Raw genomic sequence first — 17,169 nt, 5'->3', positions numbered from 1 at the left:
GTCGGATGGATGAGGAATAAATGGATGACTTTCACGAATTTCTGAAGCGATACTATCATACCGATATTGTCGAGTTATCTGCTGCCCCAGCTCAAAATCAAGCGCCATCCTTGACACACTACTGCATCAACACCATGACCGATTTGCGCTGTGTACTCAGCACGATCGCCGAGAACCATCACTATTTGAGGGTTTCAACGAGGCCGTGGAAATGAAATAGGGTGTCTACAAGCATATTTCGAACCCTACCCTACTATGTTGAATGTATGTCCTCCCTTTCTAGAGATCGGACTTCTCTTCTCTGGATGCTCGAGGATGACGAGCTATCGGATCCACGTATTCGACGGCTGGCACTATACAACATCCTTGCCCCGGAACCGCTTCAGAAACAGGGTCGGAAAGCACTTGCAGCCACGTTAGCACACCATCGGTCACACCCGTTCAACACCTCGAATACAGTCGGTCCTCCGATTTCGGAGACGATCCAAATTGGGACGACGGTTTCTGGACGATCCTATGACCTCAGTGAATCACTGCTTTCGAAACATCTCCTGGCTATCGGTCAGTCGGGTTCCGGGAAAACAACCTTATTCTACAATCTTCTCTCCCAACTGGATGTCCCGTTCTGGTGTTTCGATCTCAAGAAGGACTACCGCCATCTCGTCAAGGACAGAAATGATGTACTGGTGTTGCCGTGGACCGAACTCAAGTATAATCCGTTGGTTCCACCCCCAGGCGTGCAGCCACGGCGGTGGGCTCAGGTTGTCAGCGAGATATTCGGCCACGCCACCGCCCTCCTATCCGGATCGAAAAACCATCTCTTGAAATCCATTCTCAAACTCTACCGGTTGTACAACTTGTTTGAGGAGAAATCACCGCCGTATCCCAGCTTCCATGAACTCGAGCAGTTCCTCACCTCTGACTACATCAACTATATGCGGAAGACCTCGAACTACCGGGACACAGTCCTCAACCGAATAGAAGCGATGAACCTGGGAGCTGGAACCATCTTTGACTGCAGTGAAGGTTACACGTTCGAAGATCTTCTTGAGCGAAACGTCGTGTTCGAGTTCGACGGGTTAAGCCGCGATACACAGAACTTCCTAATGGATATCTTGTTGGCAGCCGTCTACGAGTACCGGCTCACACAGATACACCGAACGGAAGATCTCAACCACGTGTTCGTCCTCGACGAGGCCAAGCAAATCTTCAGTGTCTACAAGGAGAGACAATCTGAATCCGGTATCCCGGCCGTCGACGAACTGACTGCCAAGATGAGGGAGTTCGGGGAAGGACTGATCGTGGCAGATCAGGAAGCATCCAAGCTGACCGATTCAATCAAGGCCAACACCTACACTAAGATCCTTCTCTCTACAGGTGACCGGAAGCAGTTCACAGCGGTCGCGGACTCAATGAATCTTACTCAGCGGCAAGCAAACGCTGCCAAAGACCTCGGTACCGGGGAAGCAGTCATCCAGACAGGAAACGATGAACCCGAACGGGTGATACTCGATGAGTACCGACTGGAGAAAACGGTTACAGACACTGATCTACAGAGAAACCAGGGACAGTTCTGGAACTCGCTTTCAGCTAAACCTCGGAAACAACCGCCACGGTTCGAAGAGACCGTTCAGTCCGAAAGTAGGGATTCGGAAGAGCCTGAGGTTATCGACGATCCACCGTCGAAGGTCACAGTCTCTGAGGAGGCGGAACAGTTATTGGAAGGAGTTGTTGAGGAGCCGTTCATCCCGTTGACTGAAAGATACGAAACGTTCTCGAGCCGGTACAAAGGTAACAAGGCCAAATCTGAACTGGTAGAGACAGGCCTGGTCACAGAACGCTCTCTCGAAACAAGGACAGGTGCTCGAAAACTTCTGGAATTAACCGACAGAGGACGTACCTACGTCGAAGACCAGCTTGATCTTGATTCAAGCCATGAGGGGAGAGGTGGTATTGTTCACCGGTATTGGCAGCATCAGGTCAAGAAGGCGTTCGAGAAAGCGGGATGGGCCACAAAACTTGAGCTATTCGATGCTGACGTCTACGTGAACACAGGCCGGTTCGAAGTCGCTATCGAGATTGCGATGGAGAACACTCAGAGAGAACAGGAACACGTAGAGAAACATCTTGAAACCAGATTTGACGTGATCTGGGTCGTATGCCGGACAGAAAAAGTACGGGATGGTTTGAAGCAACGTTTCAAAGAGACAGGGATTGATCCGGACCAGGTCGTGTTTCACTTGGTACAGGACGTTTCCGATGCTCTTGAGAAGTGGCCGTAGAAACCACATCTGGTCAAAAGCCACATCCTGGTCGATCTGCCGTCCAGCATAGTTACAAAGACCGGAACAACAGTTGTGGGGAGGAAACGGTCTAGTTCGGCTACTTCGGCAGAAACCCGGTTCAAGCAGCAGCGATCGGCAGGGTCTTAGGGGTATTCGGCAAAACGGAAAATAAAGCTCTGTTGACATCGCTCACCAAACCAAAGGGGGTGAAAAGGCTGTATGCCAAGGGCGGCGAACACCCTCTTACAGAGGGTTCCCGTTTAGGTGAAAAACGGTGTACACCCTTTACAGAAAAAAGGGTTCGCGAGTCAACAGAGCTCTCCTTATTGGCAACACCGGAGGGGGGAGATGGTCCTACACTATCTCTTTACACTGCTTGAACACGTGGACGATCTCTTCAGGTACCTCGTCCTCGGAGACTTCTTTCGCCAATGTACGTCCTAACTGGGGTTTTGAAGGCTGCTCTTTTTCGAACTCACTTCTTAGGATCTCCTGTCTGGATTCCCCGGTGTTTTCCTGCCTTGTAGATAGGTTGTCAGCCGTCGTATCGTAGTTAGAGATCCTACTCATCGCAGTACAGAACTGCTCGAATGTGATCGAGCTGAAGAACTGTTCCTCAAAGTCAAGAGGGAGTTCAACGAGTTCGTCTGCCTTCTCCTCGAGTTCCTCGATCAGCTCTTCATGTCCCTCATCCTTCTCCCGGTCATTATCCACCAGCACTATCGACTGAATATTGAACATGTCTGTGACCTTCAAGAAATTCTTAAAACCGATCTTACCGTTGACCTCTATCAGCGAGATCCCTAACCGGTCGAACGCGTAGACATCGTCTTTCACACCATCTACCAACGAGTTCAATACAGGAAGGGCCTGGAGTTCTGACTGGCCTTCACAGAGGAGGACCGCACGTGAGAAGAATACCTCATTGTTGTCCGGCGTTATCTTACTCCGGATTTTATCCATCTCCTGTTCATCGAAAGAGTCGGTGTCAATAGAGTGAAGCTGGGATTCATTACTTGGCTTCTCAACCCGGACTGTATCAAACAGATCCTCGGAACTTACGAGGAATGCGGAATGGGTCGAGAGCACGACTTGGTAGTCCTGTTCTGCTAAGTCATCTAAAGTATCGTAGAGCTGGCGTTGCGCATGTGGGTGAAGATCGTTCTCCGGTTCCTCCAGCCCGAAGATGATATCCTTATCGCCGGTATCTCCCTCGTTTATCTGCCAGAGACAAGCCAGGATGAAAGAAGTATGGAGGCCAGAACCCATCGTGGTGATATCAGTTTTGACACCGTCGTCGATCGAGACGTTGACCCTCGAGAGGATCGAGTCTAAGTCAGGAACATCAATCTCGAGATTTACATTGTCAACAGGGACGTGTTCAGACAGCTTCTCCTGTAGCTCCGACTCCAAGTCCTTGATCTGATCAAACTTATCCTCTTGATTGAGTTTTTCATCGACATCTTCTAAGGCATCCTCGATCTCGCTCTTTTCCTCGTCAGAAACGGAATCAAGAGCATCATCCAGAAGCTTTCCAAGTAGAGCACTCGTACTCGTCTTAGTTGCATCCTCAATGTTCCTATCTGATTCAAAGTACTCGAACTCAGGGAGATGTGCTTTAAGCTTCTTTTTGATACCTCTCGGATCCACTACCTCCTCGTTTTCCCATTCTGCATCATCCGATTCAAGGTATTTCCCTATCGTTGGCTGGATCTCATTCTTATACAGATTCCCACTCCAATCCTCTACCTGATGTGGCTGAAGCTTCTCTTCATGCCGTTTGTAGATCTCTTCTGCCTCATCAGCAGTTATATCGTCATACCCTCGGAAGTCTTCTTCTGCCGGAACCTCCTTCTTCACAACAAACTGCTTGTTTTCAGCAACACCACCTTCATCGTCAAACGGATATACCGTCTTCACCCATAGACGATCATCCACTAAGAACTCATCAAACACCTCTTTTTCCTCCTCAGACAGATCTTCAAACCAGGCTTCAATCTCAATATCCTCCTCAGTGTCTTTCATATGGAAGTCTTCTACCGTATGCGGAGACGTAGGACTGATATCGAAGAACATGTCCAAAGCCCGGAGAACATTCGATTTCCCCGCATTGTTCTCCCCAACCAGAACCAGCTTATTTCCGACACTTACGACCTGGGAGTCCTTGTACGACCTGAAATTCCTGATCCGAAGTTTCTCTAGTTTCATCTACGACCTTCAGCCCGTTCAGTCAATGCTGAAGGAAGAAACCCTTAAAATTCTATTCTTTCACTATCTTTGAGACGTACTTAGATAGGTATAGTACACTGAATAACCATATTTGAATCTTGGACGACAATATTTCTCTTGAAAACCAAACGAAAGAAGGAGAGCCGGATAACACTTGAATAGGAGACGGTGAACGGATAAGAGGTAGCCCCGTCCGAACTACCTATCAAGGGTTCACTGTCCTTCAAACGTGACTAGGGGTGGAAACCCCAAGAGAAACACCGGGTACTGGAACAGTTGACAGAGGGTTCACTGCCCTTCCAGAACAACCTATACATTTGAACCGTGGTGTCTCCCCGGCCTTCCTTTTCTTCGACAGAGGTACGAAGACTATGTCTACAGAACGGTACATCAACGTCAAGACGCAACTGGAAAACCTGGAAGACTCTGACCTTAAACCGGCTAACGTCGAAGCGATACGATGCTTCATCGATCACTGCGCCGCAGAAGGCCTCAGCGAAGTCCGTCAAAGCCGTTTGATCACCGCCCTCAAATCACTGGTGCTCAACTTCGCACCCGACAACTTCGAACTTCGCGGTGCTTCGGAACAGGACTTGAAACGGGCAGTCGCCGAACTGAACAGAAGTGACTACGCCGAGTCCACGAAACACACGATGAAGGCCGCCACGAAGAAGTTCTACAAGGTCGAGAACGGTGGAAGAGAGCACCCGGAGAAGGTCGATTTCTTCGACGCTACCGCCAAAGAGACGACCACCATCTCAAGAGAAGACCTCTTCACCAAAGAAGAACTGAAACGGCTTTTCAGCGGGTTCATCAACACTCGTGACCGGGCGTTCACAATGGTGCTGTACGAAAGTGCGGCACGGCCAGGCGAACTGCTCTCAAGGAACATTGGAGACTTCACTTCCAACGGGAAAGGCGACTTCATCCACCTAGAAGGGATCAAGGGCACTCCTGACAGGACCAACCAACTCGTTAGAAGCGGAAGACCTCTCAGAGAGTGGATCGCACAACACCCGTTAGGCGGCGAAGTAGGCGACATACAGGATCCATCTACACCATTATGGGTGAAGACACAGCAACAGGAATGCAAGAAATGCGGGGAGCTCCCCCAGAAACACGGCGACACCGAATGTCTGTACGAACCCGATCGGTGTGAGAGATGGAAGTACGACAGTTTCCTCCGACGGTTTCAGGACGCCTGTGAAAGAGTCGATATCCCGGAGAACAAACGCCGCCCGTACAACCTTCGACACACACGTTTGACGGAAGTGGCGACCTTCATGGGTTACGAGCAACTGAACAAGTTCGCCGGATGGAAACCTGGTTCGGACAGGGCCAAAGTGTATGTCCACCTCAACAACGACGACGTCAACCAAGCTATTAGAGACCAGTACGGTATCAGTGGCGAGGAAGACGAAAGTCAACCCGTGAACTGCAGCTTCTGCGGAACCGAGAACCAGTCAGAGGAGACAGAGTGTAGGACCTGTGGAAGACCGCTTTCGCTTGAGAACCAGTCGACGCGTGAGGAGAAACTCGAAACTTTGGAACGCCTCGCCGAACTCGAGGAGAAAGGAGTTCTCGATCAATTAGACGCATTTACACAGTCGAATGGAGAAAATATGGGAACTGATTCCGTTGGGATCTGACACTCGTTAGATATATGTCTGACGCACGTCACACCCTTTCATCCAAATTTATGTGTCGGGCTGTGGCAGACCGGTCTATGGAAGAGATGGGGAGGTCGATCAGTCTCAAAGTTGTTGAGAAAGTTGCTGACCGTGAAGGAGTTGATCCAGTGGATCTTACCCCGCCGCTTCATACGGTCGTCGATACCGAAGCTTTGGACTCTCTGTTCCAATCTACTTCGAGTACAGAGAGGGCAGTTGGAAAGGTTGAGTTCCAGTATCAGGGCTACCAAGTTCAAGTCGATAGCTCCGGAGAGGTACAGATAGGTGAGACGGTTTCCTTTGCAGAACGAAACGGACCAGGGACACAGCCGACCGAAGATACGCTCAGTGACTAACCCCCATTGAGTATGTCAGTGGCGGCGGAACCGTGTTGATGGCCGATCCTCCAAGTACCGCCGCCGCTGCTCCATCTTCGTTTCTTCACTCCTCTTATCGTAATGTATATCCAGGACTTTCTGACTGACGTTCATCCGGTTGCTGACGACCTCGGCTAGAACATTTTTTGTGAGGTGGTAGGTGATAGAACCCCGGCGGATCGCGTGCGGTGCAACTGAGGATGGGCAGAGGCTCGGCGACTTCTGGTTATCGTTCAAGGCTTCACATTCACCGAGACCCCTTCCGTGAGGGCAAGTCCCGGTGTATTCACACGGCCGGGTCCATTGGTAGACGGTCTTTCGAAGCGTGTTCTTATGGGCGCGTCCATAAACGGTTGCCAACAAAGGCTCTCGTCCTTCATCGTCCTGAGAACTTGGCCGCTGATGGTTGATCCAGTCACTGAGGACTTCACAGGTTTCCGGATCTAATGCGACGAGACGTTCTCCCTCCTCCTTGTTTTTCAACGGAGTTGATTCTCGGTGACGGATCTCGAGAAATCGGTCATCGCTGTGGTAGTCCTCGATATCAAGTGAATAAGCCGCCCCGATCCGCATTCCTGTGGTCCAGAGAAGACGGATCAAGACATGGGGAAAGGATGCGTATTCGAACCGGTAGAGATAGTCCAAGAGGCTGTGTGCCTCCTCTTCTCTGAGGATATCGTTACTCTGGTTGTCTCCCCGGTTAAGTTTCGGAGACAGCACCTTCTCATGCAGATTAGAGGGGACTGCGTCGATTGACTCGCAGAACTTGATGAAGACACGGAGAGTGTCCATCTGCGTCTTCACAGTAACATTGTTCAAATCGCCTTCCTTCCGCCGCCAAACCTTGTACTCATGTAGCTGCCGCCCCGTCAACTCATTCAAGTCGGTGATATCCTCTTTCTCGCACCACCGGAGAAAATGCCTGATACGGTATCTATGCGCCTGAAGCGTGTTTGGAGTGACCTCGGAACGTCGCTCATCAAGATACAGCTCAAACGCCTCTGTGGGGTGGATCGACTCCAGTTGATCTTCGCTCATAGTGGTACTTGGTCAACCACTCCTTCAGACACGATAATTCTATCAGAGCCTTCTGACTAACAGCAGTTGGTAAAACAGACTCTTTATCCAAGGTATATTGTGGAGATAAAGCCCAGAACAGGCGAATCTCTGAAACTCTTCTGAGTGAATATATGGACCCTCCTTCGTACGAATCCACTTCGTTTGTAGGTCATCCTCTGCTGCATCTCCCGGAAAAAGGATACACGTAGCTTTAGCCATAGGCCCTAGTTCTCTTGTCAACTGTAACACGGCCCTCTGAAGCATAGACAAAGCTGGACTCCCAGCCAATTCCGTGAAGACAAATGACAGTTCACGAGATTGCGGAGGCGGAACGGTTACTCGAAAAGGTTGGAACATGGTCGGAGACTGAACTCGAGGAGCTACCCCGGTTCTATCGTGAACGGGCAGAACGGTACCGGAAGCTTCGGAAACACGGCGACCCCGAACAACTGTAGATACTACAGTCCCCTTGTAGGATAGAATGGTCTATGAAGACTACACCGGTCTCCTAGAGTCCGCCGATCCCGTACCACAGTTCACTAGCGGTAACGAAGGATATCCCAGTAAACAGGAGATCGACCGATTGCTGTCCGAAGCATACAGGGAAGAACGTGAACGCGTTGAAACACTGCTTAAGGAAATAGAGGGACAGATCCAGGAGCGCACCGGCTTGCATGAGGACCTAATCCATGAGCTGGAACAGGAGTTAGAACGGTACGAGGAAAACCTACAGAAACTGCTCAGACAGTTCGGCAGCGGTAGCCGGGAAAAGAAGGCGCACCAGAAACAACGTATACAGGAGCTCAAACAGGAAATCAGGGAGGAACAGCAGCGGCACTGGCACGACCGACAGAAGTTGCTGGCCGAACGCCGGGAGGCCCGCCGCGAGTTAGACGCGCTTGACGATAACCTCTTAACCAGTCTCCTCTGAATCCGGACGGTTGTTCCAGTCGACCAGTTTAATCTCACGCGTCTTCCCTTTCCGTCCCCCACGGTAGTAGGTGGCCTCGATCAGGTCAAGTAGTTCCAGATGAGTCAAGAAATCGCTTATCCGGCGTTCACTGAGCGGTGCAACACCCGCTGTCTCACACCGTCTGCTATACTCCTTGTAGACGGTTCCAGTTGTAAGAGGCGGATCCTGTTCCTGTTCGAGGCGGGCAATGGTATTGTACAGCCGGCGGTGGTGAGTAGTGAACTCGTTGAGAAGCGTTTTCACGTACTCGTGATACGCTGTCAGCTCTACATCCTGGACAAGATCACGTGTGATTCTGTCTTCAGCGGTCTCGGCCGCTTCACGGAGCCAGGTGATTCCAATAGAGATGTTCTGCGTCGTCGCTGTGATATACGTCAAAGCCGCTCTCTGTAATGACTGTGGATGGAGTGCTTTCCGTGCCCGATCAGCGAGGATCTGACGGGCGTCGTTGGATGTATATCCGTTCAGTGTTAGATGCTGCGGATGGAACGAGCTATACGTCCTGTCATCAAGCGGTTCTTCAATCGATCGCCGGTAGGCTGAGATCGTGATGACCGCGGTGTTCTCAAGACGGGTGAGGTAGTAGAGGAGGTCGTCCCCGTCATTCAATAGGAGAAAGTCGACTTCATCGACCACGACCACAGTCGGTAGAGTTACCTGTTCCTTGACTTTCCGCTGGATATCGGCGACATGGTGGCCCGTACCGAGCGCAGTACCTGTTAAATGCTGGTAGAGACGTTCCAAGGCCTTGTACTGTGTATCTTGATGGATTCCAGAGAGGTAGCAGGTTGTGAACGTCGGCGGAAACGTCGTCAAGAACCGCTGAAGGAGATGTGTCTTTCCCGTACCACGCGACCCATAGACATGGAAATCTTGGAGACGGCTTTCCCCCTCAACGCCGAAGGCATCAGTGAGAGTATCCTGCTCAGCCTCCCGTCCTACAAACTGTGCCGGGAGATGCGAGAGTTCTAGAGGCGTTCGCGTATCGATAAGATCGGACATTGTAACGTAACCGGTGGAGAACATCTACACAGGTTTTCACACACCCATATTCACTTGGGATACAAAACCGTCAAACGGGTAGGGCATCCTATCTCCCTACATCTTATTCGGCACGGATGTTTTCGAGGATGAATGCAGACTTCCACATACGAAATAGCGTCCACGGCTCCGTTTTTCAATACGGACCGGTAGATATGGTATAGAAAGGACGTGGTTTCGATATGTTCGACGATACATCTAACAGAAGCATCATCCGATCAGAACAACACCTCACCGCTGACTCACCTCCCCCAGAAATAGTGGGCCGAGAAGCTGAGATTCATAATATTCGGGATGCGGTCCGCCCACTCACAGAAGGGAAGACTCCGGACAACCTTCTCGTATATGGCCCGCCAGGCAGCGGGAAAACCGTCTGCGTCAACCACGTCTTCAATGCGCTCGAAAATGAGACGAGAGTGAAAACCATCCGGATCAACTGCTGGCAGTACAGAACCCGGCCCTCCCTCCTGACAGAACTACTGATCCAATTAGGATACCCAGCTCCCAGGAAGGGAAAGCCGGTCGACACACTCCTCAAACTGATCGGCACCTGGCTCGACAAGAACCGAAGTATTGCGGTTGCACTCGATGAATTCGACCGTTTCGAAGACAAGGCCGAGATTATCTACGACCTCCATATGTTGAGCCAGCAGTCAGAGAACAAGCTCGGCCTCATACTGGTCTCAAACCTCCCACCCGAAGAATTTCTCCTCGATTCACGGAGCAGAAGCCGGTTGAACTGCCGGACTCTCGAGTTTCAGCCTTACACAGCTGAGGAACTACAGGAAATCCTCAGTGACCGAGTCGAGAAAGCGTTCGAGCCCGGAGCCGTCCAACCCGAGGTCATAGAAACGGTTGCTGAAGAAGTAGCCGAATCAGGCGGCGACTGCCGAGATGCATTTGAACGCCTCCGCCAAGCAGGCCGTCGAGCATCCCAAGAAAACGCCCACAAGATAACACCACAGTTCCTGATCGACGGGTGATTCGGAATCGACTGGGTAGAGGTAGATACACGTACGAAAACGCAACGCTCGAGCAATTTTTAAGCGAGACCTGAGAACTGAATAGGTGATTCACTAATTAAATACGATATCGGAGATGAAGTCCAAATCAACATACCTGATCCAGAAGATCCGGACCATCAGTACCATGATGAGATGGGAGAAGTTGTAGATATTCTCGAAGACGATCTAAGCGGATTATCCGGCGACCCAGAAGATGACTTCCTATATTCGGTCGACTTCTACGATGAAGAGTTCGGAGAATCTGACTTCCGATACAACGACCTCGAAAAGCCCTAACTCAGTAAGTCTGGACGGCCAAGAACACTGGAAAGATCCGTCAAGAACTCACGGCCATTTCTCTCCAGACCATCCTCCAAAGCAAACTTGATGCAGTGAATATCCACGTCATCAAGCTGCAACGGGAACGAATTATCTAGCTCAGCCGGGTATACCAGGAACGCCTTGTCTGTCTCCATTTTCTTCGCATACCCCAGCACCTGATTCACCTCACTGGTATCCGGACTCTCGTTATCCGGCTCCCTGTACTTCGTATCAAGCACAGCCACCGTCTCACCGGTTCGATCATCATTCAAGACCACGTCAATCCTATAAAACAATCCTGTATCACCGAGATCTTCGTGCTTCTGAGTATCAACACTGTACCCGGTCGGCAAGTTCTCATTTAACCACCTCGCAACGAACAACTCGTACAAATCCGGCATATACACAGTGTACGGAATCATATCCGCATCCCCCTCTTCGTGAGAAGGCCCGCTCGTATCTAAAATCAACCGGGCCAAAGCGTGCATACGCTGATAATCCTGATTCAAACGGTTATACCGGCGACCCACACAGTCACTCGGCTCAAACTCGCGGTAACTGATACTGCCTCGAAGCGACCTGACACCCTTTCTAACCTTCTCCAACGTATCCTCACGGGGAACATCAGAACGAGAGATACGGTTCAACGTGTACAACAGGATCTGATTATCCTCGTTGTCAGAAGTCATCTCCCGATACTTCACATGAGCTTTCGGATCCCACGGCCTCTGAGCCGTCTTCCTGAAATCAATCCGTCCCCGGATACGTTGTGACTCTTCCTCTCGATCCTGATACGACCGAAACAAGCCCTGCTTCCGCCTCTTATTCACACTCTGGGCAAAGATGCTGGCAATCTTATCGTAGAAGTCCTGAACCGACTCCGAATCATATAGGCCCTCTTCCGCCAGGTTAAACTTGCTTAGATCATACGCATACTCCAGCATCCCAAACACGTTATCCAGGTCGATACCGGGCTTCAATTCGATAGAACTGTTCTCCGGCAGCTGGATGTGGCCGACATATCCATCGTTCCATATAACCCAGTTCCAGTCATTCAAACTGGACGGCCCCTCTAACTCCAGTTCAGAGTCAAGCTCTTCATCTAAGTACCGGATATCAGTATCAGATAGTTCCGACTGAGGAATGTACTTATCATCGTACTCTTCGATAATCCAATCTGCACACATCTATTATAGATCGAAGCTGCTGGAAGACGTGATTTCGTCCCAGGTATAGTTGTTATCTACTTTCTTCTGCTGGTCAACGAAGAACTCCTCGAGATACGGCACGATTTCCAGCTCCCAGATATTCCGGACCTCATCCCGGTCACTGGCCTCTAAGAAGTACGTGTGCCCCAGCTCGTAGTTTTGATCATTGATATCACCATTCACGGATTCCATTACATTGACTAAGTCGTCGACATCGACACCGGAAGCAGAGAACTTCTCTCTCAATACACTCCAGTTCGGAGGAAGCTTGAGGAACGCGAAACGCCGGCGCAACGCGAAATCCACCAAGGCGATGGAACGGTCTGCCGTGTTCATCGTACCGATGATGTAGACGTTATCCGGAATCTCGAAACCATTCTCCTCCAAGTACGAATCATCCTCATCGACCTGGCTCTGCGCCAGCTGCACATCGTCCTCCCGATACTCCAAGAGATACATCAACTCACCAAACACAGCAGAGAGGTCGGCCCGGTTGATTTCGTCGATAATCAAGACACAGGGACTGCTCCGTTCACCTGCCTCTTCGCAGAAGTCAAGGAACGTGCCGCTCTCCAAGCTATACGAAAGATCGCTACCATCCGTCGATGGTCGGATCCCCTGAATGAAGTCCTCATACTCGTAGTTCTGATGGAACTGAAGGATATCAGTGAACCCATCAGTACCCTCCACCAATTCATCCGCGATTTTCTTCGCAGTGAACGTCTTGCCCGTGCCTGGCGGCCCGTAGAAGATGGCCTGTTTCTTCCGCTTCAAACCGATCAACCAATCCTCGACATCATCACGGTCGAAACTGGTGTCGTCGCTCAAGCCGTCAATATCGATGTCATCAAGGTCAAGACTCGGCCCCGTAGTCCCCAGAAGGCCGAGATCGGCAGGATCCATATCACGCGCCTTCCCTTGCAATTTCGAACTGGTTGAAGCATCGGTGCCGGAGCCGCTACCCATCGATGAATCGTACTGCTCGAAATTGTCAGCGTCGATGTGACCAGTATCGGTCAGGTACAGTGCATTGTAGTCGGAATCGCTTTCGTCGTACCCAAACTCGTCCTGGAAGGCTTCAACAAGCCCTTCTGCACCCGGGTCGTCCATCTCGATCACGAAGTCTCGAAGAAGAAATGCGGCCACCAACTCAACCGGGATACTGTCTCCTTCCAGCATGTCGTCCCGGACGACTGTCCAGTAATCGTCCACCAACTCCCAGTCAGCACTGGTAGCACGCCCAGAGACATCTTCGACCATACTGCCGAAGGTTACACCGTTGTAAGAAGGACCGTAGGAGCCAGCAGCGTTGTTCTGCAGCCACATGTTCTCGGTTTCGGCATCGGGATCCTCATTTGGATTAAACGGAATTACGTAAGGCTTCCCGACCGCCTGCTCGCGGATCTTGAAAAAGGTGTCAAAGAAGTCGTTGTACTCGAACTGAAAGCCGTCCGTGGTCCCAGCCTTCGACGAGGCCCACTTCAACCCAAGGTACCCTGGAAAGCTGCGGTGGATCTCGATGTCAGTAAGCTCCCAGAAGGCTTCTCTGGCTGCTTCCTCGGTCAGGACGTATTCCGTCATGAAGACTCACTTTCGATCTTTGACTTGGCCTGAATGGGCATCTGGAAATCCTCTACAGGATCAAGGTCCACGCCGACAGCGTTCAAACCCATCTTCAACGCCGCCTGAAGGGTCGTGCCTGAACCCATGAACGGGTCCATAGCAACACCAGGCTCCGTAGGAGCATCACAATCACAGCCCTCCCAGCCGCCCGTCTCCTTCTTCGGGAACGTGAACTCACGGAAATACCCGCCGAGGACTTCCTTCGCCTCATCAGCTAGTTCTTGGACATCGTCAGCATTCCGGCCCGTACCATCCTGAATCTCCATCGCCTTACCAGCATCAGAGATACCGACTGCCTGCACAGCACGGATATGCTCCTCAGTCAGATCTGACTCCTCGTAGATCTCCATCGCACGCCGAGCCTGATCTCTGCTCTCATCCAGTTTCGTCGTACGAACCATCTTCCGCTCCAACGGCTGACCGCACTCACTGCATACAGCACGAGGACCTGCCATCGTCAACGCACGCTCCGGAAGCTCAGACGGGAAAGGAGCCAAGTGATCACCAGTATTCCGGTCGAAACCTACGTTCCAGATGTCTCCAGGATTCGAGCCGTTACCGTACTCCTTCGAGTAAGCGTGCAGATCGTAGTAATACTCGTTGTTACGGGTGAAATGGAAAATGTACTCGTGGCGATTTGCCAACCTGTTCGGAGCAGGCTCCGGCATCCCACTCGGCTTCGCCCACAGAATCTTATTCCGGACAAGCCACCCGTTCTCACGAGCAGCCTGCATTAGCATCTCGGGAATACCAACCAAACTCCGGTTATCGTACGTGTCACCGATATTCAGGAATAGAGAACCATTCGGCTTCAAAACCCGGTTCCACTCATCCATACAATCAATCAACGTATCGATGAACTCCTCGGGCGTCTCTTCCTGCCCAATTTGGTCCTCAAAACCGTAGTCACGCTTCTGCCAATACGGAGGCGATGTAAAAATAATATCCACAGAATCATCCTCTTGCGGGACATCCCTTGCATCACTTTCGTGAATCGTTGGCCTCTCAACAGAAAGATCCGCATCCGGATATGGAACAACGGAATCCTCAGACTCGTTCTCAGTCATTACAAGAAATACTGAGTACCGACCACTTGAACGCACCGGAACCCCAGTGAAAGTAGTTGACTTAGATTACAGGCAATCGTCCTGCTTAGTGTAATACAGGCCGAGTCAGTTCTCTGAGAACTCATCTTGGTGGAAATTAGTAGGCTGGTTACTTGGAGTGGATAACCGAGAGCTACAAAGTACATCATCTGCACTCAGCTCACTCCATCTAATCCACAGAATCTAACCATACACTTATCGGACCTTCCCGCCATTGTAGAGTATAAATGACGGCTGGCGATTCTCCAGGATTTCCGGCTCTCGACATTCCAAGAGTCATCGACACCTCAAACACAGACTTCATCAACGACTTCTACATCCCTCTACTCTCCCGCTCAGTCGAATACAAACGCGGAGTCGGATACTTCACCTCAAACTGGGCACAATCCGCAGCACGAGGACTTACACAGCTCGCAAAGAACGGCGGGACTGCAAAATGGCTGACCAGCCCCCATCTTAGCGAGGAGGACTGGGAGGCAATCGTCGAAGGAGAACAAGCTAAACAGGACGAACGGCTGCGACAAGCTCTTGAACGCTCCATCGAGGATCTACACAACGATCTCGAAGAAGACACCCGAGAGGCCATAGCGTGGATGATCGCTGACGGCCTACTAGAAATCCGACTTGCAATCCCCCAGAACTCTCTTTCCGGCGACTTCCACGACAAATTCGGCGTATTCTACGACCAGGACAGGAACCGAGTTGCATTCCACGGATCGAAAAACGATAGTGAGCAAGCTCTCCGGAACTACGAAGCATATACCATCGACTGTGACTGGCTCAGCAAACGCGACCAGGAAGGAGTCGACTACCACGAAAAACGCTTCGACGCGCTCTGGGAGAATCAAGACGACAACGTAGCTGTCTACACCATCCCAGAAAGCATCAAAGAAGAACTGGCAGATCTCCGTGAATACGACAGCCCTCCATACGACTTTGATGAAGAGGAAGAATCCGGGATAACGCTTCGAGACTACCAGGACAAAGCCGTCAAATCCTGGTTCCAGAACGCCTGCAACGGGCTCTTCGAAATGGCAACTGGCACCGGGAAAACAATCACAGCCCTATCCGCCCTCGAACAATATCTCGAAGAACAGGACGAACCCGTAATCACTGTTATCGCTGTTCCTGTCACTCACTTGGCTCCACAATGGGCGGAAAGCATGGAACTGTTCGACTTCGACAACCCCAGGATGATCTTCGGGTCAATGAACCCAGACTGGAAATCAGATCTATCCAAATTAGTCTCTAACGTCAACCTCGGTGTCAGAGACCAAGCCTTCGTAATCACCACCCATAAGACCCTTAGCAACTCGTATTTCCGGGAAAAACTCGACTCCGCAACTTGCAAAACCCTGCTGATAGGGGACGAAGTCCACCGCCTCGGATCAGATGACCAACGAAAAGGACTGCTGGCCAGCTACGACGCCCGCATCGGTCTCTCAGCAACTCCAGAACGCCATTACGACGAAGAAGGGACCACGTATCTACTGGAATACTTCAACGGCGTCATCTTCAAATACACACTGGCAGATGCGATTCCAGACTACCTGACACCGTACGACTACCACCCTATCATCGTCGAGATGACCCAAGAAGAATTAGAAGAGTACCAGCAACTGACAAAAAAGGTAGCTGCGGCCTCCGCCAGTGAAGACGCCCCTGACGAAGTTGTAGAACGATTAGCGATGAAACGCTCCAAGCTGGTGAAAAGTGCAGAAAACAAGTACCAGGCCCTACACGATATCCTGGACGAGATCGGAGACGTTGACCACTTCTTAGCCTACACTAATCCCCAACAAATCGACCAAGTACAGGAAGTACTGAACGAACACGGTATCATCCAGCACAAATTCACCTACGAGGAAGATGACGAGGAACGGCAGCGACTTCTCGAACTCTTCGATAAAGGAGACTACGATGCCCTGGTCGCCATGAGATGCCTCGATGAAGGCGTCGACGTGCCATCGACCAGGCAAGCAGTCCTCATGTCCAACAGCGGAAATCCGATGCAGTTCGTCCAGCGGCGTGGAAGACTGCTACGCCAATACCCCGGCAAAGACAAAGCAGTAATCTACGACATGATCGTTGTACCTTCACTCCATCCCCCAGACGACGTTCAAGAGTCAGAAAAGAACCTGCTGAGGAAAGAACTCGACCGATTTGAAGAGTTTGCCGACAACGCGCGGAACGAACACCAAGCACGGAATGGAATCGAACGACTGAGAACAGTCTACGAGATTTGAAGTACCCTGACCATATGAGTTGAACTA

At 51.0% G+C, this 17,169-nt stretch carries 13 protein-coding genes; 7 read left to right on the top strand and 6 right to left on the bottom strand.

Going from position 1 to position 17,169, the window contains the following annotated elements; all coding sequences use genetic code 11:
- Window positions 1-305: 305 nt before the first annotated feature.
- Window positions 306-2,282, top strand: a complete 1,977-nt coding sequence (locus ATJ93_RS12105) for an ATP-binding protein (protein WP_211334052.1) — start codon at window positions 306-308, stop codon at window positions 2,280-2,282.
- Window positions 2,283-2,639: 357 nt separating this feature from the next.
- On the opposite strand, the gene ATJ93_RS12100 is transcribed toward ATJ93_RS12105, so the two are convergent.
- A complete protein-coding gene (locus ATJ93_RS12100) occupies window positions 2,640-4,493 on the bottom strand; it encodes an ATP-dependent nuclease (RefSeq protein WP_120244875.1) in 1,854 nt (617 codons plus the stop codon).
- A 392-nt stretch (window positions 4,494-4,885) separates the two neighbouring features.
- On the opposite strand from ATJ93_RS12100, the gene ATJ93_RS12095 reads away from it, so the two are divergent.
- Together ATJ93_RS12095 and ATJ93_RS12090 are read left to right on the top strand one after the other, a co-directional pair.
- Window positions 4,886-6,163 carry a tyrosine-type recombinase/integrase gene (locus ATJ93_RS12095; protein ID WP_120244874.1) on the top strand — a complete coding sequence of 426 codons (1,278 nt, stop codon included), beginning with the start codon at window positions 4,886-4,888 and terminating at the stop codon, window positions 6,161-6,163.
- A 77-nt stretch (window positions 6,164-6,240) separates the two neighbouring features.
- Window positions 6,241-6,540 (top strand): HalOD1 output domain-containing protein, encoded by a 300-nt coding sequence (locus ATJ93_RS12090; protein WP_342768860.1) that lies wholly within the window; start codon window positions 6,241-6,243, stop codon window positions 6,538-6,540.
- Window positions 6,541-6,555: 15 nt separating this feature from the next.
- On the opposite strand, the gene ATJ93_RS12085 is transcribed toward ATJ93_RS12090, so the two are convergent.
- Window positions 6,556-7,599 (bottom strand): tyrosine-type recombinase/integrase, encoded by a 1,044-nt coding sequence (locus ATJ93_RS12085; protein ID WP_120244873.1) that lies wholly within the window; start codon window positions 7,597-7,599, stop codon window positions 6,556-6,558.
- A 502-nt stretch (window positions 7,600-8,101) separates the two neighbouring features.
- On the opposite strand from ATJ93_RS12085, the gene ATJ93_RS12080 reads away from it, so the two are divergent.
- On the top strand, window positions 8,102-8,551 hold the full coding sequence (locus tag ATJ93_RS12080; RefSeq protein ID WP_120244872.1) for a hypothetical protein: 450 nt from the start codon (window positions 8,102-8,104) through the stop codon (window positions 8,549-8,551).
- Here the strand turns inward: ATJ93_RS12080 and ATJ93_RS12075 are convergent.
- Window positions 8,534-9,595, bottom strand: a complete 1,062-nt coding sequence (locus ATJ93_RS12075) for a Cdc6/Cdc18 family protein (protein ID WP_170155563.1) — start codon at window positions 9,593-9,595, stop codon at window positions 8,534-8,536. The genes ATJ93_RS12080 and ATJ93_RS12075 overlap by 18 nt on opposite strands.
- 221 nt (window positions 9,596-9,816) lie before the next feature.
- On the opposite strand from ATJ93_RS12075, the gene ATJ93_RS12070 reads away from it, so the two are divergent.
- Window positions 9,817-10,617, top strand: a complete 801-nt coding sequence (locus tag ATJ93_RS12070; protein WP_120244870.1) for a Cdc6/Cdc18 family protein — start codon at window positions 9,817-9,819, stop codon at window positions 10,615-10,617.
- Window positions 10,618-10,791: 174 nt separating this feature from the next.
- Window positions 10,792-10,935, top strand: coding sequence for a hypothetical protein (locus ATJ93_RS23915; protein ID WP_211334051.1), 144 nt, complete (start codon window positions 10,792-10,794; stop codon window positions 10,933-10,935).
- Here ATJ93_RS23915 and ATJ93_RS12060 read toward each other — a convergent pair.
- From ATJ93_RS12060 to ATJ93_RS12050, 3 genes are read right to left on the bottom strand one after another with little or no spacing between them, the layout of a single operon-like run.
- Window positions 10,932-12,146 carry an McrC family protein gene (locus ATJ93_RS12060; RefSeq protein WP_120244868.1) on the bottom strand — a complete coding sequence of 405 codons (1,215 nt, stop codon included), beginning with the start codon at window positions 12,144-12,146 and terminating at the stop codon, window positions 10,932-10,934. The two genes, ATJ93_RS23915 and ATJ93_RS12060, sit on opposite strands and share 4 nt — an antisense overlap.
- A gap of 3 nt (window positions 12,147-12,149) precedes the next feature.
- Complete coding sequence (locus ATJ93_RS12055) at window positions 12,150-13,748, bottom strand: McrB family protein (protein ID WP_120244867.1); 1,599 nt, start codon at window positions 13,746-13,748, stop codon at window positions 12,150-12,152.
- On the bottom strand, window positions 13,745-14,857 hold the full coding sequence (locus ATJ93_RS12050) for a DNA-methyltransferase (protein WP_120244866.1): 1,113 nt from the start codon (window positions 14,855-14,857) through the stop codon (window positions 13,745-13,747). Before ATJ93_RS12050 ends, ATJ93_RS12055 begins: the two co-directional genes overlap by 4 nt.
- A 266-nt stretch (window positions 14,858-15,123) precedes the next feature.
- On the opposite strand from ATJ93_RS12050, the gene ATJ93_RS12045 reads away from it, so the two are divergent.
- A complete protein-coding gene (locus ATJ93_RS12045; RefSeq protein WP_120244865.1) occupies window positions 15,124-17,142 on the top strand; it encodes a DEAD/DEAH box helicase family protein in 2,019 nt (672 codons plus the stop codon).
- Window positions 17,143-17,169 lie beyond the last annotated feature (27 nt).

The sequence above is a fragment of the Halopiger aswanensis genome (assembly GCF_003610195.1).
Classification (GTDB): domain Archaea; phylum Halobacteriota; class Halobacteria; order Halobacteriales; family Natrialbaceae; genus Halopiger; species Halopiger aswanensis.
Note: the sequence above shows the minus strand (reverse complement) of the source record. Positions and strands in the feature narration are given on the sequence as shown.

Bases quoted from the DNA above. Each gene is read 5' to 3' on its own strand.
- ATJ93_RS12080 (WP_120244872.1), top strand. From the start codon at position 8,102: ATGGTCTATGAAGACTACACCGGTCTCCTAGAGTCCGCCGATCCCGTA.
- ATJ93_RS12075 (WP_170155563.1), bottom strand. From the start codon at position 9,595: ATGTCCGATCTTATCGATACGCGAACGCCTCTAGAACTCTCGCATCTC.
- ATJ93_RS12070 (WP_120244870.1), top strand. From the start codon at position 9,817: ATGTTCGACGATACATCTAACAGAAGCATCATCCGATCAGAACAACAC.
- ATJ93_RS23915 (WP_211334051.1), top strand. From the start codon at position 10,792: ATGGGAGAAGTTGTAGATATTCTCGAAGACGATCTAAGCGGATTATCC.
- ATJ93_RS12090 (WP_342768860.1), top strand. From the start codon at position 6,241: ATGGAAGAGATGGGGAGGTCGATCAGTCTCAAAGTTGTTGAGAAAGTT.
- ATJ93_RS12050 (WP_120244866.1), bottom strand. From the start codon at position 14,857: ATGACTGAGAACGAGTCTGAGGATTCCGTTGTTCCATATCCGGATGCG.
- ATJ93_RS12100 (WP_120244875.1), bottom strand. From the start codon at position 4,493: ATGAAACTAGAGAAACTTCGGATCAGGAATTTCAGGTCGTACAAGGAC.
- ATJ93_RS12105 (WP_211334052.1), top strand. From the start codon at position 306: ATGCTCGAGGATGACGAGCTATCGGATCCACGTATTCGACGGCTGGCA.
- ATJ93_RS12095 (WP_120244874.1), top strand. From the start codon at position 4,886: ATGTCTACAGAACGGTACATCAACGTCAAGACGCAACTGGAAAACCTG.
- ATJ93_RS12085 (WP_120244873.1), bottom strand. From the start codon at position 7,599: ATGAGCGAAGATCAACTGGAGTCGATCCACCCCACAGAGGCGTTTGAG.
- ATJ93_RS12055 (WP_120244867.1), bottom strand. From the start codon at position 13,748: ATGACGGAATACGTCCTGACCGAGGAAGCAGCCAGAGAAGCCTTCTGG.
- ATJ93_RS12060 (WP_120244868.1), bottom strand. From the start codon at position 12,146: ATGTGTGCAGATTGGATTATCGAAGAGTACGATGATAAGTACATTCCT.
- ATJ93_RS12045 (WP_120244865.1), top strand. From the start codon at position 15,124: ATGACGGCTGGCGATTCTCCAGGATTTCCGGCTCTCGACATTCCAAGA.